This is a genomic window from Streptomyces sp. TSRI0107 (assembly GCF_001905845.1).
GTDB lineage: Bacteria > Actinomycetota > Actinomycetes > Streptomycetales > Streptomycetaceae > Streptomyces.
Map to the genome: position 1 here is coordinate 172011 of NZ_LIVZ01000014.1, position 22477 is coordinate 194487.

Below are 22477 nucleotides of genomic sequence, written 5' to 3' on the forward strand. Positions count from 1 at the left end.
CTGGTCGTGCGGCACGGGCCCACGCCCGTCACCCGGTCCCGGGCGTCGCGCGGGCGGCGACGACGAGCTGGCCGAGGGCCAGGCCGCCGTCGTTGGGCGGAATCTCGCGATGGCGGAGCACGGTGAAGCCGTCGGCGCGCAGGCCGCGGGCACACGCCGAGGACAGCAGCGCGTTGGAGAACACGCCCCCGGTCAGCGCCACCGTCCCGAGCCCCGACGTCTCGCGGGCCGCCGCGCACACCTCGCGCACCAGCCGCGCCACGGCGAGATGGAAGCGGGCGGCGATCACCGGCGCGGGCACCCCGAGCCGCACGTCCGCCGCCACGGCGGCCAGCAGTGGCCGCGGGTCCGCGGTGAGCGGCGCGCCACCGCCGGACAGGGCGAAGGCGTACCGGGGGTCCTCGGTCGCGTCACCGGCGGACACGGCCGCCGCCTCCAGCTCGATCGCCGCCTGCGCCTCGTACCCCGCGTGGTGGCAGAGGCCCGCCAGCGACGACACCGCGTCGAAGAGCCGGCCCATGCTGGAGGTCGGCGCACAGTTCAGCCCGCGCTCCAACTGGGCCAGCAGCACCGGCAGTTCGGCGGGCGGGCAGGCGGCGACGCACGGCAGGTCCGGATCGGCGGCGAGGCCCGCCGCGCGCAGGTGCGCGAGCGCCATCCGGTACGGGCGCCGCACCGCCGCGTCCCCGCCGGGCAGCGGCACATAGGCCAGGTGCGCGAAGCGGCGGTAGCCCTCGTAGCCCGCGATCAGGAACTCGCCGCCCCACACGGCGCCGTCGTCGCCGTGCCCGGTGCCGTCGAAGGCGACCCCGATCACGCGGGTGCCCACGGGCACACCGTGCTCGGCCAGGGCGGCGGCGACGTGCGCGTGATGGTGCTGGACCCGTACCACGGGCCGTTCCCCGGCCCGCCGGAGCGCCCACGCGGCCGACCGGTACGCCGGGTGCGGGTCGGCGGCGAGCAGTTCCGGCCGGACACCGGTGATCGACTCCAGCTGCCGCTCGGCACGGTCGAACGCCTGCTGGGTGGCCAGGTCGTCCATGTCCCCGATGTGCGCGGACAGCCACGCCTTGTCGCCCTCGCCCAGGCAGCAGACGTTCTTCAGGTCGCCGCCGACCGCGAGCGCGGGACGGACCGGGAAGGGCAGCGTGACCGGGAGCGGGGCGTATCCGCGCGAGCGGCGCAGCACCAGCGGCTCGCCGTCGCAGACCCGCACCACGGAGTCGTCGCACGGCACATGGATGGGCCGGTCGTGGGTGAGCCACACGTCCGCCAGGCCGGCCAGCCGCTCCAGCGCCTCGGCGTCGTCCGTGACGATGGGCTCGCCGGAGCGATTCCCGCTGGTCATCACGAGCAGCCGGGGCCCCGCGCCCGGTACCCCGCCGTCCAGCAGCAGATGGTGCACCGGCGTGTACGGCAGCATGACCCCCAGATCGGGGCTCCCCGGCGCGACCGCGTCGGCGGGCACCGGGGCGCCGGGAGCGGGCCGCGCGCCGAGGCGGCGGCGCAGCAGGACGACGGGACGCACCCGGCCGGTCAGCAGCTCCCGTTCGAGCGGGCCGACGTGGACCAGGTGCTCCACGTCCCCGACGTCCCGGGCCATCAGCGCGAACGGCTTGTCGCCGCGGGCCTTGCGCCGGCGCAGCCCGGCCACCGCCTCCGGGCGGGTCGCGTCGCAGGCGAGGTGGTAGCCGCCGAGCCCCTTGACGGCGAGCACGGCACCCGCGGCCAGCAGCGCCCGGGCCGCGCCGAGCGGGTCGCGGTCGTCGCGGCCGCCGTCGGCGGTGACCAGCCGCAGCCGCGGACCGCACGCGGGACAGGCGACGGGCTGCGCGTGGAACCGGCGGTCGGCGGGGTCGTGGTACTCGCGCTCGCAGTCGGCACACAGCGGGAAACCCGCCATCGTGGTGTGCGCGCGGTCGTACGGCAGTCCGGTGACGATGGTGAACCGCGGACCGCAGTGCGTGCACGTGACGAACGGGTGCCGGTGGCGCCGGTCGGCGGGATCGGCCAGCTCGGCCAGACAGTCGGCGCAGGTGGCGGTGTCGGGCGCGACCAGCGTACGGACGGGCCCGCCGGCGCGCGACGGGACGATCCGGAAGCCGCGCTCCCCGGTCGCGGCCAGCCCCGCCGCCTCCACCGACTCCACCACCGCCAGCGGCGGCGCGTCGGCGGCGAGCCGCGCCCGGAACCGGTCGACGGCCTCCTCGGGGCCCTCCACCTCCACCACCACACCGTCGCCGGTGTTCGTCACATGCCCGGCGAGCCGCAGCCCCGTGGCCAGCCCGTACACGAACGGCCGGAACCCCACGCCCTGCACCACGCCCCGTACGACGATCCGGGAACGCCGGACCGACCGCGTGCCCGACCGCGTGCCCGATGGCGGCGCGTCGACGTCCGGGACGGTGCTCACGCCTCGGCCCGGGCCATCACCGGAGCGTGGACGGCGCCGCCCTCGGCCGCCGCGAACGCCCGGTCGACCAGCACGCCCGCGCCCTCGCCGGTACGCACCGACGACAGCACCACGTCGACTCCCGGGTTGACCCGCTGCACATGGGCGCGGAAAGCGGCCTCGTCGAACTCGGCGGGCCCGGCCAGGTCGGATTTGGTGACGATCACCAGCTGGGCCAGCCCGAACGCGGTCGGGTACTTGAGCGGCTTGTCCTCGCCCTCCGTCACCGAGGCCAGCACCACCCGCAGCGACTCACCGAGGTCGTACGAGGCCGGGCAGACCAGGTTGCCGACGTTCTCCACGAACAGCAGCCGGGTGTCCTCGGGCAGCCAGTCGTGCAGATGCCCGGCGAGCATGTCCGCCTCCAGATGGCACAGCCCGTCGGTGAGCACCTGCTTGACCGGGACCCCGGAGCGCGCCAGCCGGGTCGCGTCGTTCTCCGTCGCCAGATCCGCGGTGAGGGCCGCGGCCGTGACGCCGCGTTCCCTGGCGAGCAGCAGCTCACGTTCCAGCAGGGCGGTCTTGCCGCTGCCGGGACTCGACAGCAGGTTGATCACCGTGGTGCCCCGGGCCGTCAGCTCGGCGCGCAGGATGCCCGCCGCCATCGTGTTCTTGGCGAGCACGGCCTGCCGGAGGTCGACTGTGCGGCACATCGTCACATCTCCTCGGAACGCGTTGCGTGGGTGGCGCCGGGCACGGCGGACCCGGCCGCCCAGCGCACCTCGGTGATCCTCAGCTCACGGCCCGACACCAGCTCGCCGGCGCCCCCGCCGCAGCCCGCGCACACCAGGTCGGGCGGCATCCCCGTCTCCCAGGTGCGCCCGCACGGCGCGCAGGACGCCCGGCCGGGCACGGAGCGGGTGACCAGGTCGGCACCCTCCAGCACCGTTCCGGCGCAGGCCAGCCCGAAGCAGAAGGACAGCGAGTCGGCCACCACGCCCGCCAGCTCGCCGATGTCGACCCGCACCTCGCGCACGCCGTGCGCGCCGCGCTCCAGCGCCGCCCGCTCGACCTGGTCCACGACCGACAGGGCGACGGACATCTCGTGCATCGCCGCTCCGTCCTCGCGCCGGGGTGTCTCGTGCCGCCGCCCATTGAAGGCGGGGCCCGGCCGGGGCACCGACCGGCACGCCGCTCCCGCGCGGCCGGACAACCCGATCGGTGCACCCGGTCCAGCGCGGCGTCACATCCTGCGGATGTGCAGGTATCGCCGGACGTCGGGCCAGAGGTGGGTGAGGAGCGCCGCCAGCGCGGTGGCGGTGACGGTGGCGGCGGCGCCGCCGATCATGCGCTTGTTCATGGTGGTCTCCCAGAACGGATCTCGATGGACGAGCGGTCCGGCGGTCCGGACGCTCACGGGATGACGGCCTCGTCGCGGACCAGCTCGCCGACCGTGCGCACCGCCTCCGGCACCGCGGCGGCCACCCGCGGGCTGAGCCCGATGCCCTCCTCGACGGTGGCGGGCTCGCAGCCCACCACGAGTGTGCGCCGCGGCGGCACGGCGCCGGTGCCGGCGCACAGGGTGTCCAGCAGCGCCAGCACGGCGTCGGGGGACATCCCGTGGCCGTCCAGCGCGACATCCTCCGCCGGCCGCCGGCTGCCGGGACCGGAGGCGTCGATCACGTACACCGTGCCCGGCGGCCCGCCCCGCGCCGTGGCGTCCAGGAGGACCAGCGTGTCGTAGCCGTCGAGGAGCCGGTACGCGAGGTGGACGCCGCGGATGCCGATGTCGGCGACCTCGACGCCCTCCGGGAGTTCCTGCCCGGCCAGGACGCGGGCGGCCTCCACGCCGAAGCCGTCGTCACCGAGGAAGATGTTGCCGACCCCGGCGACCAGGGTGCGCGGGCGGGGGCCGGGCTCGGCGCTCACACGTCCTCCCGGGCGTCGGCGAGGGCGATCTCGTCGGGCTGGAAGTACAGGTACCGGCCCTGCTCCCGGCGGATGTCGGCGCCCGGGTCGTCGTCGAGGGTGACGGCGATGTGCACACCGCCGTCGACGTCGTGCAGGACCGCCTCCACCAGGGCGCGCCGGCCGTCGAGGAACAGGTCCTGCGCGTCGGAGTGCCGCAGCCGGGGCCGCAGCACCACACGACTGCCCGCCCGCACCGGATGCCCGTCCACCAGGACGTGATCGCTCGCGGGATCCACGGAGGCGTCCGCGGCGGGGTCCCACCAGGGCGTGTCCGGCCGAAGCGGACCGTCCGGCCCGAACCCGCCGCCCGCCGCAGGGCTTCGCGTCGTGGAACCGGTCGGCTCGGTGAACACCGGTACGCCGTCGGCGCCGGCGGGCCGCAGCGAGGTCGGCCCCGGCGCGGTGACCTCACGCAGGCCCCGTACCGCGCCGTGCAGCCGCTCCAGTACCTCCGCGGGCATCGAGTCGGCCAGTTCGATCACCGCGGCGGCCCGGTCGTCGGTGCCGCGGGCCTCACGCTTCTCCTCGTCGGTGAGAGCGGCCGTGCGCAGTGCCAGGATCTCGTCGATCTCCGTCGCGTCGTACAGGGCACCGGGGCTCTCGGGCGCGATGGCCGGGTGGTCCTCCAGGATGATCGGTGAGGACAGCACGAGGTCGCGCGAGCCGGGTTCCCCGGCCAGCACCGGCCAGGTGTGCAGGTTGCGGCAGGCGGCGACCGCGCCCCCCGCCCACTCCGGCGGATCGGTGAGCGACAGGAACCCGCCGGAGTCCAGGCACAGCAGGGTGTGCGTGGCGATCAGGGACCGGGTGAGCGCGGCGTCGCGATCGGCACGCTCGGCGGGCAGCCAGTCGCTGGTGTTCTCCACCACCACGCTCAGCCGCCGTGTGACGTACGGGCCGTCCAGTTCGCTCGCCGACAGCCGCACGGAGCCGGCGATCTCCTCGCGGCGCCGCACCAGCCGTCCCACGACCCGCCCGGCGGCGTCCGTGACCGGCTCGGTCTCCTCGGCGGCCGGCCGGGTGAAGGGCACGTCGACGCCCTCGCCCGCCAGCTCCGCCACCGGCACCGCGAGCCGGACCCGCTCCTCGTGTCCCTCGTCCCAGGCCGGCAGCACCCGGTCGTCCACGCGCAGTTCCGGCACGGTCTCGAACCCCCCGCCCGGCAGCGCCCGCTGCACCGTGCGCCGCTGGGCGTGCAGGAACCGCACCTCGACGGCGAGCACCGCGCCCCGCCGGGGTTCCATCAGCAGCTCGGTGTGCTGGAAGTCGGGCTCGTCGGCGGACGCGGTCCAGGCCGGCGGCACGAGCACCCCGAACTGCCAGCGCAGCCGGTTCTTCGCGGCCGACGCGCGGTACGGGTAGAGCACGTACCCCTCGAACAGCACGGCGTCGGCGACCTGCCGTGCCACGTCCAGCCGGGCCTCGGTCGCCGGGGAGAACGTGATGGCGGGTGTCGTGGTCACGGTGTCCCCTCCTCGGCCTCGGCCAGCAGCCGCTCGACGGTCGCCTGCCAGGACGGCAGCGCGTTCCGCGACCGGTAGGCGAGCAGCGCGTCCAGGACGTCCCGGGGCAGCCGCAGCCAGCCCGAGCCCGGGAAGTGCTGGTCGACCATCTCCCGCCAGGTCTTCACCGGCATCCGGACCGAGGCCTCCCGGTCCCAGGGCACCGGCTCCACGTGGAAGCCGCCCGCGCCGGTGAAGGCGGTGCCGGAGAACAGCAGGAGCAGCGGCACCTCCCCGTCCCCGAGGGCGTCGAGGTAGCGGGAGGCGGCGACGTCCATGTCGTAGGTGCAGGGCACCGGCAGGTCGACCTCCGTCTCGCCGGTGAAGCCCCGCACCATCACCGGCACCTGCGCGAACTGCACGGGCTGCAGGCTGCTGCCCCAGCGGTACCGCTCCCCGAACAGGTCGGTCAGCGCCTCGGCCTCGGTGTCGGTGTAGGTCCGCCGGGCGGGTTCGACGCGGATCTGGCAGCGCAGCGCCAGCGCGTGCACCCGGGTGCCGGGCGAGGCGGTGACCCGCAGCCGGAAGACCAGCGTGGGCCCGGCGGCGTACGGGTCGGCGCGCACCTCGGTGCAGGTGAAGGAGAACTCCGTCATGCCCGGCTCCCTCCGGCGTCGCGGACCTCGCGGACGGCGCGGGCCCGGGCGCTGACGTGCGTGAAGAAGGCGTCCAGGTCGGCCCGCGCCTCCGCGCCCCCGTCGAAGCCCTGCCAGTGCAGCCGCATGCGGCCCACCAGCTCGTAACAGATGTCGACGGGTACGAGGTACAGCCGCACCCGGCCCTGGTGGCGGCGCAGCAGCAGCGCCTCCACGTCCGGTTCGAGGAGGTCCGCCAGCGGCGAGCCGCCGAGCACCGACTGCCAGGCCTCCGGGTCCAGTTCGCTCTCCGTCGCCCCGGCCGGGCTCGGGTAGAGCGCGACCAGCCGGTCCAGCGCGGAGTTGCGGAAGAAGAAGGCGACGCCGACCGGGATGCCGAGCCGTTCCCAGGCCTGCTCGTCGAGGCGGTGCGCCGGGTCGACGAGGTAGCGCCAGGGGACCGCCCGGAAGCGGCCGGTCGTGTCGCCGGAGCGGTCCAGCAGCTGGGCGCACGGGTCGCAGGCGCAGGTCAGCGCACGCCTGTCGACGTCGACCAGATGCCGGTGCCGCTCCGGGCGCAGCGGCGCCGCACACAGCTCACAGCGCTCCTCGCGGGGCGCACGCGGCGCCGTGAACCGCGACAGCCCGGTACGCCCCGGCCCGGCGAGGGCCGTCCCCGGGACGCGGTGCCCCGCGGCCACCGCGCGGGAGTCCTCGGCGGTCACCGTGTCGCGGTGGCCGGCGGACGGCCGTTCGGCCCGGTGGTGCCCGGTGGGCCCGCGCTGATCTGCAGGAGGGCGGGTTCGCGGGCCGGGCCCGCGTCCAGGGTCACCGCCGTCACCTCCGGCGCCAGACACGCCAGTGCCTCCCGTGCCGCCTGTTCGACGGCTTCCCGTGTGCTGCCGCAGCCGCAGCCGGCCGAGCCGGTCATCCGCAGCCGCAGCTCGCCCGACACGGGGTCGTAGCCCGCGCGCTCCACGAGATAGGGCACTCCGTCCAGGGCCCGGTCGACGCGCATGGTCACGTCGTCCGGGTGCAGCCCGTGCAGCACCAGCAGGCCCGCCACCAGCTCGTCGCGGAGCAGCGCGGTCCGCGCTTCCGCGGCGGGGGCGCCCGGGTCGCGGCCCAGCAGCTCCAGAACCCGGGCGAACCCGGCGCCGTAGAACTCCATGAGCACGCGGACCAGTTCCTCGGCGGCCTCGCAGGCCGCGCGGTCACCGGAGGCGGCCAGCTGGTCGAGGACCTCCTCGACCCTGCGCCCCGCCGCCTCCGCGGTCACCGCGTCGTGCGTGCCGCTCATCCGGCGAGCCCGCTCAGGCCGGTCGGCACGTGCATGCTCTTCACGGTCCTGCCGCCGCCGACGTACATGTGCACCCCGCACGGCAGGCACGGGTCGAAGCTTCGCACCGCGCGCATGATGTCGATGCCCTTGAAGTTCTCCGGGGGGTTCTCCTCGAAGATCGGAGTGTTCTGCACCGCGTCCTCGTACGGTCCGGGGGTGCCGTAGGTGTCGCGGGTGGAGGCGTTCCACGGGGTCGGCGGGTACGGGTGGTAGTTGGCGATCTTGCCGTCCCGGATGACCAGGTGGTGCGAGAGGACGCCGCGCACCGCCTCGGTGAAGCCGACGCCGATGGACTCGTCCGGCACCTCGAACTTCTCCCACGTCTGGGTGCGCCCGGCGCGCACCTCCGCGAGGCCCATCTCCGCGCAGTGCAGGGCCACGGCGGCGGCGTACGCCTGGAAGTAGGTGCGGGCGCGGTTGCGTTCCAGCGCGTTGCTCCACCGCGGGATCTTCCACTCGAAGGTGGTCTCCGGCTTGGTGAGGGTGCGCGGCAGGTTGATGACGACGCTGTGCCCGGTCGCCTTCACATAGCCGATGTCGACGAGCCCCGACAGCGCGGTGGACCACAGCCGGGCGATGGGGCCGCCGCCGGTGTCGAGCGGCAGGTGCTCCTTGCCGTCGAACCAGCGCGGCGACATCACCCAGCTGTACTTGTCGTCGAAGTTCCGCTTCTGCGGCGCCGGGATGGTGTGCTGGTTCCACGGGTGGCGCGGGTCGACCGGGTTGCCGAGCGGGTCGTGGGTGACGAACTGCTCCTGGCCCTCCCAGTCCTCGTAGTACGAGCTGCCGAGCAGGATGCGGATGCCGAGGTTGATCTCGGTGAGGTCGTTGGTGACCAGCTTGCCGTCCACGATGACGCCCGGCGTGACGAACATCCGCCGGCCCCAGTCCGACATGTTGGCATACGTGAAGTCGCAGTACTCCGGGTCGTTGAGCGCGCCCCAGCAGCCGAGCAGCACCCGGCGGCGGCCGACCTCCTCGTAGCCGGGCAGCGCCTCGTAGAAGAAGTCGAACAGGTCGTCGTGGAGCGGCACGACCCGCTTCATGAACTCCACGTAGCGCATCAGGCGGGACATGTAGTCCGTGAACAGCTGGACGGAGCCGATGGTGCCGACGCCGCCCGGGTACAGCGTGGAGGGGTGCACGTGGCGCCCCTCCATCAGGCAGAACATCTCCCGCGTGTACCGGCTGACCTGGAGCGCCTCCCGGTAGAACTCGCCCTCCAGCGGGTTCAGCGACCGCATGATGTCGGCGATGGTGCGGTAGCCGTGCTCGGCGGCGTGCGGCGCCTCGGTGCGCTCGGCGAGTTCGAGGACCCCGGGGTTGGTCTCGCGGACCATCTTCTCGCAGTAGTCGACCCCGACCAGGTTCTCCTGGAAGATGTTGTGGTCGAACATGTACTCCGCGGACTCGCCGAGGTTGATGATCCACTCGGCGAGGTGCGGCGGCTTCACGCCGTACGCCATGTTCTGCGTGTACACCGAGCAGGTGGCGTGGTTGTCGCCGCAGATGCCGCAGATACGGCTGGTGATGAAGTGGGCGTCGCGCGGGTCCTTGCCGCGCATGAAGACGCTGTAGCCGCGGAAGACCGACGAGGTGCTGTAGCACTCGGCGACCCGCTTCTGCTTGAAGTCGATCTTCGTGTGGATGCCGAGACTGCCCACGATCCGGGTGATCGGGTCCCACGCCATCTCCACCAGGCCGGTGCCGTCACCGGTCGTCGTCGAGGTCGCCATCGTGTCTGTGCTGCCCTTCGGGGGGTCGGGGTCTGCGAACGGGGGAGAGGGTCACGCGGTGGGAGCCGTCACCACGGCGGCCGGTAGCCGGTGGTGATCTCCCGGCCGGTGTGCCGCCACTTGGGCTCCTTGTCCACGGTCTTCGCCGTGATGGTCCGCAAGCGGCGGATCACCGCGCCGTACGCGCCGCTCGCGGTGCTGGAGAACCGGCCGCCGGGCGGCTCGTCCATGAACGGCATGAACTTGTCGGGGAAACCCGGCATCGTGCAGGCGATGCAGATGCCGCCCACGTTGGGGCAGCCGCCGATGCCGGCCATCCAGCCGCGCTTGGGCACGTTGCACTTCACCACCGGCCCCCAGCAGCCCACCTTCACCAGGCACTTGGGGGAGTCGTACGTGGTCGCGAACTGGCCCTGCTCGTAGTAGCCGGCCCGGTCACAGCCCTCGTGCACGGTCGCCCCGAACAGCCAGGTCGGGCGGAGCTTGTCGTCCAGCGGGATCATCGGCGCGGAGCCGGCGGCCTGGTACAGCAGGTAGGTCAGGGTCTCGGCGAAGTTGTCCGGCTGGATGGGACAGCCCGGCACGCACACGATCGGGATGCCGGCCTGCGACTTCCAGTCCCAGCCGAGGTAGTCGGGCACGCCCATGGCCCCGGTCGGGTTGCCGGCCATGGCGTGGATGCCGCCGTACGTGGCACAGGTGCCGATGGCGACCACGGCGAGCGCCTTCGGGGCGAGCCGGTCGATCCACTCGCTGGTGGTGATGGGCTGGCCGGTCTCCGGGTTGTCGCCGAAGCCGCACCAGTAGCCCTCCTGCTTGATCGCCTCGTTCGGGATGGATCCCTCGATCACCAGCACGAACGGGTCGATCTCGCCGCGCTCGCCCTTGAAGAACCACTCGATGAACGTGTCCGAGCCGCCGACCGGCCCGCACTCGAAGTCGATCAGCGGCCAGTGCACGGCGATCTTCGGCAGCCCGGGCAGACCGCCGAGCGCGATCTCCTCGATGCTGGGCTGCATCGCGGCCGTCAGGGCGACCGAGTCGCCGTCGCAACTCAGCCCGGCGTTGATCCAGAGGATGTGGATCGGCTTCTCGTCCGTGCCGGGCGCGCCGGAGGCGTCCGGCTCCTCGCGCGTGGCCGGGGATGCTGCGTTCATCTGTGCCTCCGGGGAGGAATGCGGCAGAGCAGGATGAAGAGGATCTTTCGATCCTCGCTAAGCGTCGGTCACCTCGGCCGCGCGCGCACGCGTGGCCGCCGACCCGTCCGGTGCCGTCTCCTTGCGGGCGAACGCCCGGCGCAGCGCGTGATACGGCGCTTCGGGGTCGAAGAAAATGCTGCGCATCCGCTCCAGTTCGTGCGCGCGGACCGCCGCCAACGGGGTGACGGCCTCCCGGCGCTCGCTCTCCGCCTTCTTCGCCGCGAGGCGCGCCCGCGCCCCCGGGGACGCCGCCCACCGCTCGGCCAACCGGGTGACCTCGGCGGTGAAACCGGCCGGTGCGCACTCGACGACCCGGTCGGCCAGGCCGAGGTCCAGGGCGCGGGCGGCGCTGACCGGCAGCGCCTCCCGGGTGAGCCGTTCGGCGGCCGCGGGGCCGACCCGGCGCGGCAGGGTGTACGTCCAGTACTCCGAGCCGTACAGGCCCATCCGCCGGTAGTGCGGGTTGAGCACGGCGCCGGAGCGGCACCACACCTCATCGGCGGCCAGCGCCAGCATCACCCCGCCGGCCGCCGCGTTGCCGCCGACCGCGGCGGCCACCAGCCGGTCGGTGGTGTTCAGCACGGCCTCGACGAGGTCGTCCATGGCGTTGATGTTGGCCCAGGACTCCGCGGCCGGGTCGGCGGCGGCCTCGATGACACCGAGGTGGATCCCGTTGGAGAAGAAGTCCCGCGCGCCGCCCAGCACCAGCACCTCGGTGGGCCGCTCGCAGGCCGCCCGCCAGGCGCGCAGCAGCCGCCGGCAGTGGTCCGTGGACATCGCCCCGCCGGGGAACGAGAACGACAGCACACCCACCGGGCCGGCCTCGTGGTAGCGGATGTCCGACCACGCGGGGTCGTCCGCCGCCGGCAGCGCGGGCGCGCCCGCCTCCGGCAGCCGGGGCAGGCGCCCGGCCAGGGCGAGGGTGGCGGGCAGCTTGCAGGCGCGGGGTTCGCCGGGCCGGGTGCGGGCCCGCAGCTCGGGGATCCAGACGGCGCCGTCCACCGTGGCCCGGCAGACGGCACCCGCCCGGGTCGCCAGCAGCTCGCCGGGGCGCCCGCGCAGCCGGTGCTCGGGCCGGCCGCCGTGCAGGAACCATTCCGCACCGAGCAGTTCGTCGAGGACGCCGGGCTGCGAGTCGGCGGCGCGCAGCTTGCGCAGGACCGTCCCGGTCGTGTCCTCGTCCCACGCGATGCGGCGGGCCGCCTGCCGCATCGCGGGCCGGACGCGGGCCCCCGGCGTGCTCGGCAGGGCGCGCTGGTCGGTGGGGGAGAAGGTGCCGGACGCGAACCGCTCGACGGCCGTGAGCACGGCGCCGAGGGCCGCGTCGGCCAGCTCGTTGCGGTACAGGTCGCTCTTGCCGACGGGCGGCACGGCGAAGTCCGCCGTCGCCCACACGGGCCCGGCGTCCATCTCCTCCTCGGCCTGCAGGACGGTGACGCCCCACCGCTCGGCCCCCTCCTGGAGCGCCCAGTCCAGGGACGACGGCCCGCGATCGCCGACCGGCCCCGGGTGGACGATCAGGCACGGCCGTGCCGCCCACACGTCACGCGGTACGACCGTCCTCAGCATCGGGGCCACGATCAGGTCGGGCCGGTGCCGGTCGGCGGCGGCCCGCACGGCGTCGCCCGTGGAGGTCACCTCGACGGCGACGCCGTACGCGCGGTCACGCAGCTCGGCGTGCACGCGCTGGGTGAGGCTGTTGTAGGCGCTGGCGATGAGCAGGATGCGCATGGCGAGATCGTTGGACATTTCGCCCGGCGCGCGTCGACATGAATCCCGTACATCACTCGTACGGGTGATACTTCCGGCCGCCTGGCGGGCCGCCTGGCAGACAGCTCGGCGCCTTTAGCCGGATATGCCGGTGATGTTCGGAAGTGCGACACTTTCAGTGTTCGGGGCACCGAGCAGTGTGCCCTCCCACGACAGCGGACAGGCAGGTCGGCGCATGGCCAAGGAGCACGGGTCGTCCAAACCGTCGGGTGATCAGGGACCCAGCCGTCACCACGGCTCCGAGCACCACGGCTGGTCCCCGGACGTGGACGCGACCGAGCAGCAGGAGAACCCGAGCGCCCGCCGCTCCTTCCACGCGGAGGAGCACGCGCCGCCGCCCGGGAAGGGCCGCAAGCCGGCCAAGGAGGAGCGCACACCGGTCCCCGGGGACGTCGCGAAGAGCGAGACCATGGGAGGCCAGGAGTACGACGCCGAGAGCGAGCAGGGCATGCGGGACACCGGCCGCAGGGGCCGCTCCGGCCGGCCCAGCGGCACCAAGGACGACTCCGCCTTCACCGGTGTCGACCCTGACGACTCGGAACCCGGGCACCGCCCCGGTTGACCGGCGTCGACGAGCGCCCCGGGCGACGCGCGGGGAACGCCGAGCGCCGCCCCGCGCCGCTCAGCCGAGCCGCTTCCCCCTGAGCAGCCGCCACAGCGCCCACGCCTGCACGAGGCCGCCCGCCGCCAGGACCGGCGCGAACGTCTCCGCCGGAGCCGGCACGGCCAGCAGCGGGACCGAGACCGGCAGGGTCACCGCGATCAGCCACACCCCGCCGAACCCCGGGTCACCGAACAGGACCAGGCTCTGCAGCCAGGCGGTCACCCCCAGGACCACCGCGGCGTAACCGCAGGCCACCAGCAGCGCGGTGTCCCCGCGGCTGTACCGGGCGGCGAGATGGCGGGCAGAGCGCATGACGGGTCTCCTCCTCGTGACGGGGCCGGGTCGGCCCCTGCCCTCCAGGGTCCCCGCCCGGCGGGCGGGCCGGGCGGGCGAGGCTACTCAACCCGGGCTGAGTACCCGTACTCAGCCGCGCGAACGGTCCTCGTCCCCGGGGGCGGCGGCCGTGCCGAACCACCTCGGCAGGTGGTCGAGCAGATCCCGCTGGTCCTCGCCGGCCCAGACCACGTGACCGTCCGGGCGCAGCAGTACCGCCGGCGCGTCCAGTTCCTCGCTGACGTCGACCACGTGGTCGACCCGGTCCGCCCAGCCCGTCACCGAGAGACGGCCGGTCTGGTCGAGGAGCAGTCCGCGGCCGTCGTGCATCAGCTCGTAGAGACGTCCCCGCTTCAGGCCCACGTCCCGCAACCGCCGGCCGAGCAGTTCGTGGCCGTCGCCGAGGTCGTAGCGCACGTCGACGGCGGTGATCATCCCGGTCACGTACCGATTGACCTCCTCGAAGTCCAGCAGCCGGGAGAACAGGCCGCGCAACGCCGTCGCGCCCGGGTCGGTCCCCAGCAGCGTCATCTGCGCGCGGGTGTTCTCCAGCACCCGGGCGCCCACCGGGTGCCGTTCGGCGTGATACGTGTCCAACAACCCCTCCGGTGCCCAGCCGTTCACCTCGGCGGCCAGCTTCCAGCCGAGGTTGAAGGCGTCCTGGATGCCGAGGTTGAGTCCCTGTCCGCCGGTCGGCGGGTGGATGTGCGCCGCGTCGCCGGCCAGCAGCACCCGGCCCACCCGGTAGCGCTCGGCCTGCCGGGTGGCGTCGCCGAACCGGGACAGCCAGCGCGGCGAGTGCGCCCCGAAGTCGGTGCCCGCCACGGCCCGCAGCCGCCGCTTGAACTCCTCGAGGGTCGGCGGCACCCCGCGATCCTCGGACACCCCTTCGGCGGGCACGACGAGGCGGTGACTGCCGTCCTTGTTGGCGATGACGCCGAAGCGCAGCTGGGTCTTGCGGACCTCCGCGACGACGGCGGCGACCTTCGCCGGATCCTCGGTCAGCTCCATGTCGCCGAGCAGCGTCTCCACCCGGGCGGGCTCGCCGGGGAAGCCGACCCCGAGCTGCCCGCGGACCAGGCTGCGGCCGCCGTCGCACCCGACGGCATAGCGCGAACGCAGGCGCGTGCCGTCCGCCAGCTCGACGGTCACCCCGTCCTCGTCCTGGCTCAGCCCGACCACCTCGGCACCACGCAGGATCTCGGTACCGAGTTCGCGGGCACGCTCGTCGAGCAGCCGCTCGGTGACCGGCTGCGGGGTGGCGAGGCCGTACGGATGAGCCGTGTCCAGCCGGTCCGGCCACGGCTTGGCGACGCCACCGAAGAGGCTGCCGACCTGGAACTTCTCACTGACCGCGAGGAACCGGTCCAACAGCCCCCGCTGGTCCATCATCTCGACACTGCGCGCGTGCAGCCCCTGCCCGCGGGAGGCCAGGGCCGGCTCGGTCAGCTTCTCCAGCACGACCACGCGCACGTCGTGCAGCCGCAGTTCGGCTGCCAGCATGAGACCGGTCGGCCCGCCGCCGACCACGATCACGTCGATCACCACAACACCCCGTTTCCGCAGGATCCGCCTTCAGGCCGGAGATTCTGCGGGACACCGGGGGCCTTGCCGCAAGCCCCCCCGTGCGCTATAAGTTGAGAGTGGCAAGGAGTGGGTGAACTCCTTGCCTTTGTCGCATTCCCGCACGACCGCGCGGTCGAACGCGTCACCCTCCCCCGAAGATGACGCGTTCGACCGCTCCCCCGGTGCCGGACTGTGGTCTGTGTGGTCGTGCCGTCACCAGCACATGACGGCTGTCTCGCCCGAACCCCACGCGGAGTACAGGCGTACCCGGACGACATAGCGGCGGCCCTTGACGAGGCGGGCCCGGACGGTGGCGTTGGCGGGGGTGCCGCCGTCGTCGTGGGCGGTGAGGTAGCGGGGTTCGCCGTCGCGTTCCTCGAAGAGCACGACGACGGTGTCGGCGGCGCCGAAGACGCCCACGGTGTACTCGCGGGTCTCCGGCGGCTCGACGGTGAAGTCGGCCTGCCCGCCGGGGCCGAGCCGCAGCGGCGCCGACCGGAAGGGCGCCAGCGCGGGCGGTCCGGAGACACCGGCCGGCGGATACCAGCGGAGCGCGAACTCCTTGTCCAGCGCGGAGAGCGTGCCCGGCGGGTGCAGGCCCGCGCGGAACTGCTCCGGCTCCAGGATCAGCCCCGACGGGAACGGATACTCCATGATCGACTGAGGGTCCCAGACGGAACCGTTCGCCTCGTCGCGGTCCAGCTTGCGCAGCACGTTGACGTACGTCCGGTCCCGGCTCCAGTGGTTCGGCGGGCCCGCCAGCTCCTCGTAGACGGCCTCGTCGTCCCAGTGGAGGCCGGCGAACGGGCTCTGGTGCTCGTGCAGCATGCCCAGCGCGTGGCCGATCTCGTGCAGGGCCGTGGCGCGCTCGCCGGGCACGGTCAGGTCCCAGCCGAAGTTCATGGTGCGGTCGTTCAGGCCGACCCGGAGGGCGTCCCTGCCGACCAGCGACCAGGAGCCGTCGCCCGGCTGGAACCCGATGCGCAGTTCCGCCTCCGACCGGTCGCCGACCTCGGCGAAGGTCAGCCCGATGCCGAGGCGCTGCCACTCGTCGAAGCACTCCCGGACCACGTCCTGCTGCTCCTTGGCACCGGCCCACGGCACCCGCCGGGTCTCCCCGGTCCCCGGAACGGGGATGACGGAGCCGTCGCCGTCACCGTCGAAGAGGTAGTAGTGCAGCACGGTGCCGTTGACCCACATCCGGTGTCCCCGGACGAGCGCACCGATCCGCTCGGCGGCCAGCCCCGGCGCGAAAGCGGGGGCGGGCTGCTGCGCGAGGGAGCAGTAGCGTGCGGTCATGGCCCCAGAGTGCCGTCGGACGGCACCCGGGCGCCTGAGTCGGGGTCTACTCAAGTGCCCCTGTATCAAACCTGAGTAGTGCGGCTCCTACTGCCGTGACGACTTACGAACAGGATGCGAAGACCCCCCTCAAGGCTCCCCTTCAGACCCCGCTTCAGATGCAGAAGACCCTTCAGCTGCCCTGGCCGTTCACCGGGCGGGAGGAAGAACTGGAGCTGGTCCGCCGGTCGCCGGCGGCCGGCCGGCACGGCATCGTGGTCACCGGACCCGCGGGGGCCGGCAAGACCCGGCTGGTCACCGAGGCGTTACGCGGGACCGAGTGCGTCCGTGCCGCCGGCACCCCCGAGTCCCGGGGCATTCCCTTCGCCGCGTTCGCCCACCTGCTGCCCGAGTCCGTCACCCTGCACCGCGCAGTGCAACTGCTCTCCACCGTACGGCTGTTGTTCGTCGACGACGCCCATCTGCTGGACGACGCCTCCGCCGCCCTCGTGCACCAGCTCGCCGTGCACGGCCGCACCCGGCTGGTGGTCGTCGCCACCGACGGCGCGCCGGCGCCCGGCGCGGTGTCCCGGCTGTGGACCGGCGAGCTGCTGCCCCGCCTCGCCCTGGAGCCGCTGCCCGCCGAGGAGACCGCGCGGCTGGCCGCCGCCGGCGCCGGCCGGGCACTGGAACCGCTCACCGTGCGGCGGCTGCACCGGCTCTGCCGGGGAGATCTGCGGCTGCTGCGCGCCCTGCTGGACGCGGTGCGCGACGGCGGGCTGCTCCACCGGGTGCCGGGCACCGACGAGTGGGCCTGGCGCGGCCCGGTACCGGTCACCCCCGCCGTCCGCGAGCACGCGGCGCCGGTCCTGGACCGCACCGACCCCGACGAGCGGGAGACCCTGGACCGGCTGGCCTTCGCCGAACCCCTCGCCGCGGACTCCGACGCGTTCGACCTGTGCGTGCTGGAACGCCTGGAGGCGGCCGGCCTGATCCGCCTCGACGAACGGCACCACGTCCGGCTCGCCCACCCCCTGCACGGCCCGGCCCTGCGCGCCACCGCCGGCCGACTGCGCACCCGGCGGCTGGCCGGCGACCCCCGCCGCCACGGCCCCGCGCTCGCCGCCGAGGCGGCCGGCCTGTCCCGCCGGATCACCGAGGCCGACGTGCGGGCGCCGGCCGCGCCCGTGGGGGAGTGGCTGGCGGCGGAGGGCCATCCGGTGCCGGCCGGGTACGCCGCCGTACGCGCGCGGTACGCGCGGCTGCGGGGCGAGCTGCGCGAGGCGGCGGCGTGGGCGCGGGAAGGGCTGCGGGACGACGCCGAGGACGTCTCATGCCGTACCGAACTCGTGCTGGCCGCCGCGCAGTCGGGAGACACCGAAGCGGCGCGGGACGCCCTGGGCGGACGTGATGCCGAGAGCAGAGCGGCGGTCTGGCTGGCCGCCGCGCAGGGCGACCTCGACGCGACGGAACACGCGGAGCCGGACACGGACGTCACGGACGTCCTCGCGCTGTACGACGCCGTACGGCTCGGCGCTCCCGAGGCGGTCCTCGACCGGCTCCCCGCCGGCGGTCTCTTCGCCGAGCACGCCGCCGCACTCGTCCGCCGGGACGGGCCCGCCCTGGACCGGGTGGCCGCCCGGCTGGAGGAGCGCGGACTGCTGCTGTTCGCCGCCGAGGCGTACGCCCAGGCGGTACCCGCGCACCGCGACCCGCTCGCCGCCCGCACCTCCCGCACCCGCGCCGTCGCCCTCGCCCGGCGCTGCCCGGGCGCGCGCACCCCCGCCCTGTCCGGCCTGGTCCTCGGTGAACTCACCGCCCGCCAGCGGCAGATCGTCACCCTCGCCGCCGCCGGACTCAGCAATCGCCAGATCGCCGAACGCCTCACCCTCTCCGTCCGCACCGTCGGCAACCACCTCTACAGCGCCTACGCCCGCCTCGGCGCCGCCGACCGGGGGTCGCTGCCGTGGCTGGTGGAACTGCCCGCCGCCCAGCCGGCCTGACGGGCGTCCCGCGCCGCCAAGCTGTTCACGCCGCCCCGAACGCAGTGAACGCCCACCCCGTCGCCTGGTGCAGGGCGTCGTCCGGGAGGGCGGTGCGGGCGTCACGGAGGGCCTCGGCGAGGGAGAGGCCGGTGGTGAGGCCCTTGTGGAGGGCCAGCATCAGGGGGACCACCGCGGCGTCGTTGACGGGGGCGCTGCTGGCCACCACACCCGCCGTACCGAGCGGGAGCAACGCGGTGACCAGGCCCAGCAGTTCGTCGGCGCCGACGGAGGCGAGGCGCGCCGTGTCGCAGCTGGAGAGGATGATGCGGTACGGGCTGCGGTCCAGGCGCTCGAAGTCGTGCACGATGAGCGGGCCGTCCGCCATCCGCAGCGACGAGAACATGGGGCTGTCGGCGCGGAACGTGCCGTGCGCGGCGATGTGGGCGAGCGCCGCGCCGTCCAGTTCCTCCAGGACGCGGGGGACCCGTGCCTCCTCGTGCTCCAGCACCCTCGCCTGCGCGTACCGGTCGGCGACCTCCGGCACTTCCGCGCCGCCGGTCGCCAGGCCCGGCCCGCGCACCAGCACCTGGCGGCCGCCCGGCGGCGGTTCGGTCTCCCGGGCCCGCAGCCAGCTGCTCGCCGACGGCGACACGCTGAGCACCCGCTGCCGCAGCGAGGGCAGCAGCGCCCACGGCACCCGGTGCAGCCGCGCGGGCGGCACGATCACCACCGGTCCCGCGCCGAGATGCGCGGCGGCCGGGCCGAGCAGCAGTTCCTCCAGGCGCCGCCCCGCGGCCTCCACCACCGGCAGCCGCCCCTCGGCCCCCGGATGCGCCAGCCGCCGCAGGCCCGCCTGCACGTGCTCGGCCTCGACCTCCGCCTCCGCCAGCAGCCCCGCCTCGAACCGCCGTACCCGCCCCCGGCCGCACAGCAGCACCTGCACCCGCCCGTCCAGCACCGCCAGCGCCACCAGCCGGGTCCCGCCCAGCCGGTCCAGCAGCCGTCCCACGTCGAACCGGTGGCCGTCGCCGGGCGCGTCGCCGCGGATGTGCAGCGTCCGGGACCGCACCTCCCGCTCCAGCCGCCGCTGTTCCCGCTCCAGCGCCGGTACGGGACGGCCCTCCCAGCGGGCCGCCTCCGCGCGGGCGGCGATCTCCCGGAACGCGGTCAGCCCGCTCAGCAGCGCCGGATCGGCCGGCGGCCGGGTCGGCGGCGCGGACAGCACGGTGGCCCGCCAGCGTTCGCTCCACACCAGCAGCCGGCGCGGCCCGCCCCCGGCGAGGCTCGCCCGCTGGGCCAGCGCCGCCAGTTCGGCGCCCTGCTCGGTGGCCCGCGCCCGCAGCTCGGACGCGCCGAGCGTCATCCGGTGGTCGTCGAGCACGTCCAGCCCGCGCCGGCACGCCTCCAGCACCCCCCGCGCCGAACCGGCGGCCCGCGCCCGCAGCGCCTGCGCCGCCCAGCCTGTCATCCGGGCCAGCGGCGGCCCGCTGTGCCGGCTGCGCGCGGCGACCGCGAGATGGCGTTCGGCGTCCGCCGTCCAGCCCAGGCCCAGCGCGATGCGGCCCGCGAGCAGCGAGGCCTCCGGCGCGGCGGGCGCCCCGAACGACGCCAGCCGCTCGGCGACCGCGGCGGCGTCCGCGACGAGCCGTCCCGAACCGCGCCCGGCGGCCACCCGCGCCTCGATCAGCACGAGCCGGGCGTGCGTCTCCCACCAGGTGCGCCGCTGCCCGCAGAACAGCCGTACGGCCACCGCCGCACGGGCGATCGCGGTGTGCGGGTCGCCCGCCAGCCGGGCCGCGCGGGCGGCGGCGAGCAGCAGCTCCGCCTTCCGGGTGGACTGCCCGCCCATCCCGTCGAGCGCCGCGATCGCCGCGTCCGCCTCGGCCAGCGCCTCCGGCGCCAGCCCCGCCGCCATCAGCACCTCGCAACGCCGGATGTTCAGCATGAACGTCGGCGTGCCCAGCTTCGCGTACCGCTCCTCCGCCTCGTCCAGCAGCCGCAGCGCGGCCGGGACGTCCCCGGACCGGAACGCGGCCAGGCCCCGGCTCTCCACCGCGTCGGCCTTGTCGTGCTCCTGGCCGGTGGTCTCCCACAGCGCCTCCGCCGCCGTGAAGTCGGCGTCCGCCCGCTCCACCGCGCCCAGCGCCAGATGCACCGTCGCGCGCAGCGTCAGCGCCCGCGCCGTCCAGATCACGTCGTCCGCCTGCCGCAGCACCGGGATCGCCCGGCGTACGTCCTCCAGTGCCTCGCGATGATGGCCGAGCACCCACCAGACGTAGGCCCTGCGGTACCGCACCCGCGCCCGGGTGTGCCCCGTGCCCCGGGCCACGCCCCGCTCGAACGCCGCGAGGCCCTGCCGGGTACGGCCCGCGTGCACCAGCGCCACACCGAGCGTGCCGAGGACGTCCGCCTCCCGCTCCGCGGAGTCCGCGCGCGCCGCCAGGTCCCGGGCACGCCGAAGATGGTGCAGGGCGATCCGCAGATCGCCGAAGTCCCGCTGCCAGATGCCGATCACCTGGTGCGCCACGGAGGCGTGCAGCGGCGACGCATCGGTGGCGAGCACCTCCTGTGCCCGGTCCAGCGCCTCGTTGGGGGCGGCGAACACCATCGGCAGCAGTTCGAGAACCGAGTCGCTTCCCGCTCTCACCCCACGGATGGTAGTGGCCGCCGTTCCCGGGAACCACGCCCCACCGGTTCGTCTCTGTATCAATCGGCGGCAGCAGCGCTCTAGTTGACGATCGCCGCCGTAACGGGAGGACACGCCATGGCTCCGCAGCGATTCCGTGAACAGTTCGACCAGATCCAGCGCGCGATGCGCGACGTCCCGCTCGCCATGGGACCGGACGACTCCGCCGAGTTCCTCTACGAGAAGGGCGTCGTCCTCGCCCGCGACGGCGAGGAGGCGCAGCTCGTCGAGGACACCGTGCGCACCTTCTTCACCGAGGCGGCCGATCTCACCCCCGACACCGTGCGCCGCGCGAGCCCGCGGCGGAACCGCTCCGGCATCACCCGGATCCAGGTCGGCGACCCCGGCGAGGGCGCCGCCGGCGCGGACCGCGCGGTGGCGGGCGCGCTGCGGGCGCTGCGGCAGACGGAGGGACGCGCGGGCCGCCGGCTGGTCAGCCGCAACCACGTGGTGTCGATCGCGGTCAACGCCTGCCCCGGCGACGAACCCGCCCCCGCCCCGCAGGGCGCGGCACCGAACCCGGCCGCCGACCAGGGCCCGCACGACCCGGACACCGCCGTCGGCGTCCTCGTCGTCGACACCGGTCTGATGGCCGACCACGGCTCCTACCCGCTGCTCGCGCACGCCGACGGCGACCTGCAGATCCGGGAGACCGACGAGCACGGCGTCCTCCAGCAGTACGTCGGCCACGGCACGTTCATCGCCGGGCTGGTCGCCGCCGTGGCCCCCAACACCGACGTCACCGTGCGGAACACGCTGAACGACGCCGGGGCCGTCCTGGAGTCGGAGTTCGGCGACAAGCTCTTCGAGGCCGTCGACGTCAACGGCTGGCCCGACATCCTCAGCCTGTCCGCGGGCACCTCCAACGGCCGCACCGACGGCCTGCTCGGCGTCCAGGCGTTCATGGAGGAACTGCGCGACCGGCACACCCTGCTCGTCGCCGCCGCCGGCAACAACGGCAGCGCCACCCCGTTCTGGCCCGCCGCCTACGCCTCCCTGCCCGGCTGGGAGGACAGCGTGCTGTCGGTCGGCGCGCTGCGCGGCGACGGCGAGTTCGGCGCCTGCTTCAGCAACCACGGCCCCTGGGTGAACGTCTACGCCCCCGGAGAACGCCTGACCAGCGCCCTCACCGGCTGGGCCACGCCCGTGCCGTACGTGTACCAGCACTCGACGTACGACGCCTGCCGCTACGGCTTCGCCTACGACTGCACCTGCCAGAGCCCCGTCCACACCGGCGTGTTGAGCGACGAGAGCGCGGGCGCCAAGCCGGACCAGGTGATGTTCCAGGGGCTCGCGCAGTGGAGCGGCACCTCCTTCGCCACCCCGGTCGTGGCCGGGCTGGTCGCCGCGCACATGACGGCGCACAAGGAGACCGACCCGCGGGCCGCCCGGACGCAACTGCTCGCGGCGAACGCCGGGTTCGCGGAGGTGCGCGGCGCGCACGTGCCCGCGCTGCGGCCGCCCACCTGGCGGGCCGTGCCGGCCGAGCGGCCGGTCGCCCGCGCATGAGGGCCGGGGCAGTACCCACCACGGCGTAC

General features: G+C 74.6%; 19 protein-coding genes. 3 read left to right on the forward strand and 16 right to left on the reverse strand.

Annotation, left to right across the window (positions count from 1 at the left end; all coding sequences use genetic code 11):
- Positions 1 to 28: 28 nt before the first annotated feature.
- The 12 genes from hypF to AMK31_RS32990 form a co-directional block, all read right to left on the reverse strand.
- Complete coding sequence (gene hypF / locus AMK31_RS32940; protein WP_073944387.1) at positions 29 to 2413, reverse strand: carbamoyltransferase HypF; 2385 nt, start codon at positions 2411 to 2413, stop codon at positions 29 to 31.
- On the reverse strand, positions 2410 to 3105 hold the full coding sequence (hypB, locus tag AMK31_RS32945; protein WP_073944388.1) for a hydrogenase nickel incorporation protein HypB: 696 nt from the start codon (positions 3103 to 3105) through the stop codon (positions 2410 to 2412). Before hypB ends, hypF begins: the two co-directional genes overlap by 4 nt.
- 2 nt (positions 3106 to 3107) lie before the next feature.
- A complete protein-coding gene (locus AMK31_RS32950) occupies positions 3108 to 3503 on the reverse strand; it encodes a hydrogenase maturation nickel metallochaperone HypA/HybF (RefSeq protein ID WP_073944389.1) in 396 nt (131 codons plus the stop codon).
- 132 nt (positions 3504 to 3635) lie between these two features.
- Positions 3636 to 3752: a DUF6893 family small protein gene (locus AMK31_RS42475; RefSeq protein ID WP_385311400.1), complete on the reverse strand. Its 117-nt coding sequence runs from the start codon at positions 3750 to 3752 to the stop codon at positions 3636 to 3638.
- A gap of 53 nt (positions 3753 to 3805) precedes the next feature.
- Positions 3806 to 4321, reverse strand: coding sequence for a hydrogenase maturation protease (locus AMK31_RS32955; protein WP_073944390.1), 516 nt, complete (start codon positions 4319 to 4321; stop codon positions 3806 to 3808).
- The gene (locus AMK31_RS32960) at positions 4318 to 5826 is read right to left on the reverse strand and encodes a hypothetical protein (RefSeq protein WP_073944391.1); all 1509 of its coding nucleotides are present in this window, start codon (positions 5824 to 5826) and stop codon (positions 4318 to 4320) included. Before AMK31_RS32960 ends, AMK31_RS32955 begins: the two co-directional genes overlap by 4 nt.
- Positions 5823 to 6461: a DUF6084 family protein gene (locus AMK31_RS32965; RefSeq protein ID WP_073944392.1), complete on the reverse strand. Its 639-nt coding sequence runs from the start codon at positions 6459 to 6461 to the stop codon at positions 5823 to 5825. The genes AMK31_RS32960 and AMK31_RS32965 overlap by 4 nt, the downstream gene beginning before the upstream one ends.
- The gene (locus tag AMK31_RS32970; RefSeq protein ID WP_073944497.1) at positions 6458 to 7141 is read right to left on the reverse strand and encodes a DUF5947 family protein; all 684 of its coding nucleotides are present in this window, start codon (positions 7139 to 7141) and stop codon (positions 6458 to 6460) included. Before AMK31_RS32970 ends, AMK31_RS32965 begins: the two co-directional genes overlap by 4 nt.
- Positions 7142 to 7161: 20 nt before the next feature.
- Positions 7162 to 7740 (reverse strand): hypothetical protein, encoded by a 579-nt coding sequence (locus AMK31_RS32975; protein ID WP_073944393.1) that lies wholly within the window; start codon positions 7738 to 7740, stop codon positions 7162 to 7164.
- Entirely contained in the window at positions 7737 to 9518 is a 1782-nt protein-coding gene (locus AMK31_RS32980) for a nickel-dependent hydrogenase large subunit (protein ID WP_073944394.1), read from the reverse strand. The genes AMK31_RS32975 and AMK31_RS32980 overlap by 4 nt, the downstream gene beginning before the upstream one ends.
- Before the next feature lie 68 nt (positions 9519 to 9586).
- The gene (locus AMK31_RS32985) at positions 9587 to 10675 is read right to left on the reverse strand and encodes a hydrogenase expression protein HypE (RefSeq protein ID WP_073944395.1); all 1089 of its coding nucleotides are present in this window, start codon (positions 10673 to 10675) and stop codon (positions 9587 to 9589) included.
- 57 nt (positions 10676 to 10732) lie between these two features.
- Positions 10733 to 12448, reverse strand: a complete 1716-nt coding sequence (locus tag AMK31_RS32990; protein WP_073944498.1) for a hydrogenase maturation protein — start codon at positions 12446 to 12448, stop codon at positions 10733 to 10735.
- Between the two features lie 214 nt (positions 12449 to 12662).
- On the opposite strand from AMK31_RS32990, the gene AMK31_RS32995 reads away from it, so the two are divergent.
- Positions 12663 to 13049 carry a hypothetical protein gene (locus AMK31_RS32995; protein WP_073944396.1) on the forward strand — a complete coding sequence of 129 codons (387 nt, stop codon included), beginning with the start codon at positions 12663 to 12665 and terminating at the stop codon, positions 13047 to 13049.
- Between the two features lie 60 nt (positions 13050 to 13109).
- On the opposite strand, the gene AMK31_RS33000 is transcribed toward AMK31_RS32995, so the two are convergent.
- From AMK31_RS33000 to absR1, 3 genes are all read right to left on the reverse strand, one after another.
- A complete protein-coding gene (locus tag AMK31_RS33000) occupies positions 13110 to 13403 on the reverse strand; it encodes an SCO4225 family membrane protein (protein WP_073944397.1) in 294 nt (97 codons plus the stop codon).
- A 111-nt stretch (positions 13404 to 13514) separates the two neighbouring features.
- Entirely contained in the window at positions 13515 to 14969 is a 1455-nt protein-coding gene (gene rox / locus AMK31_RS33005; protein ID WP_073944499.1) for a rifampin monooxygenase, read from the reverse strand.
- Positions 14970 to 15203: 234 nt separating this feature from the next.
- Positions 15204 to 16289 carry a beta-glucuronidase AbsR1 gene (absR1, locus tag AMK31_RS33010; RefSeq protein WP_073944398.1) on the reverse strand — a complete coding sequence of 362 codons (1086 nt, stop codon included), beginning with the start codon at positions 16287 to 16289 and terminating at the stop codon, positions 15204 to 15206.
- A gap of 158 nt (positions 16290 to 16447) precedes the next feature.
- On the opposite strand from absR1, the gene AMK31_RS33015 reads away from it, so the two are divergent.
- The gene (locus AMK31_RS33015; RefSeq protein ID WP_073944399.1) at positions 16448 to 18271 is read left to right on the forward strand and encodes a LuxR family transcriptional regulator AbsR2; all 1824 of its coding nucleotides are present in this window, start codon (positions 16448 to 16450) and stop codon (positions 18269 to 18271) included.
- Between the two features lie 25 nt (positions 18272 to 18296).
- On the opposite strand, the gene AMK31_RS33020 is transcribed toward AMK31_RS33015, so the two are convergent.
- Complete coding sequence (locus AMK31_RS33020) at positions 18297 to 20900, reverse strand: CHAT domain-containing protein (RefSeq protein WP_073944400.1); 2604 nt, start codon at positions 20898 to 20900, stop codon at positions 18297 to 18299.
- Positions 20901 to 21017: 117 nt separating this feature from the next.
- On the opposite strand from AMK31_RS33020, the gene AMK31_RS33025 reads away from it, so the two are divergent.
- The gene (locus AMK31_RS33025) at positions 21018 to 22448 is read left to right on the forward strand and encodes a S8/S53 family peptidase (RefSeq protein ID WP_073944401.1); all 1431 of its coding nucleotides are present in this window, start codon (positions 21018 to 21020) and stop codon (positions 22446 to 22448) included.
- The last annotated feature ends 29 nt before the right edge of the window (positions 22449 to 22477 follow it).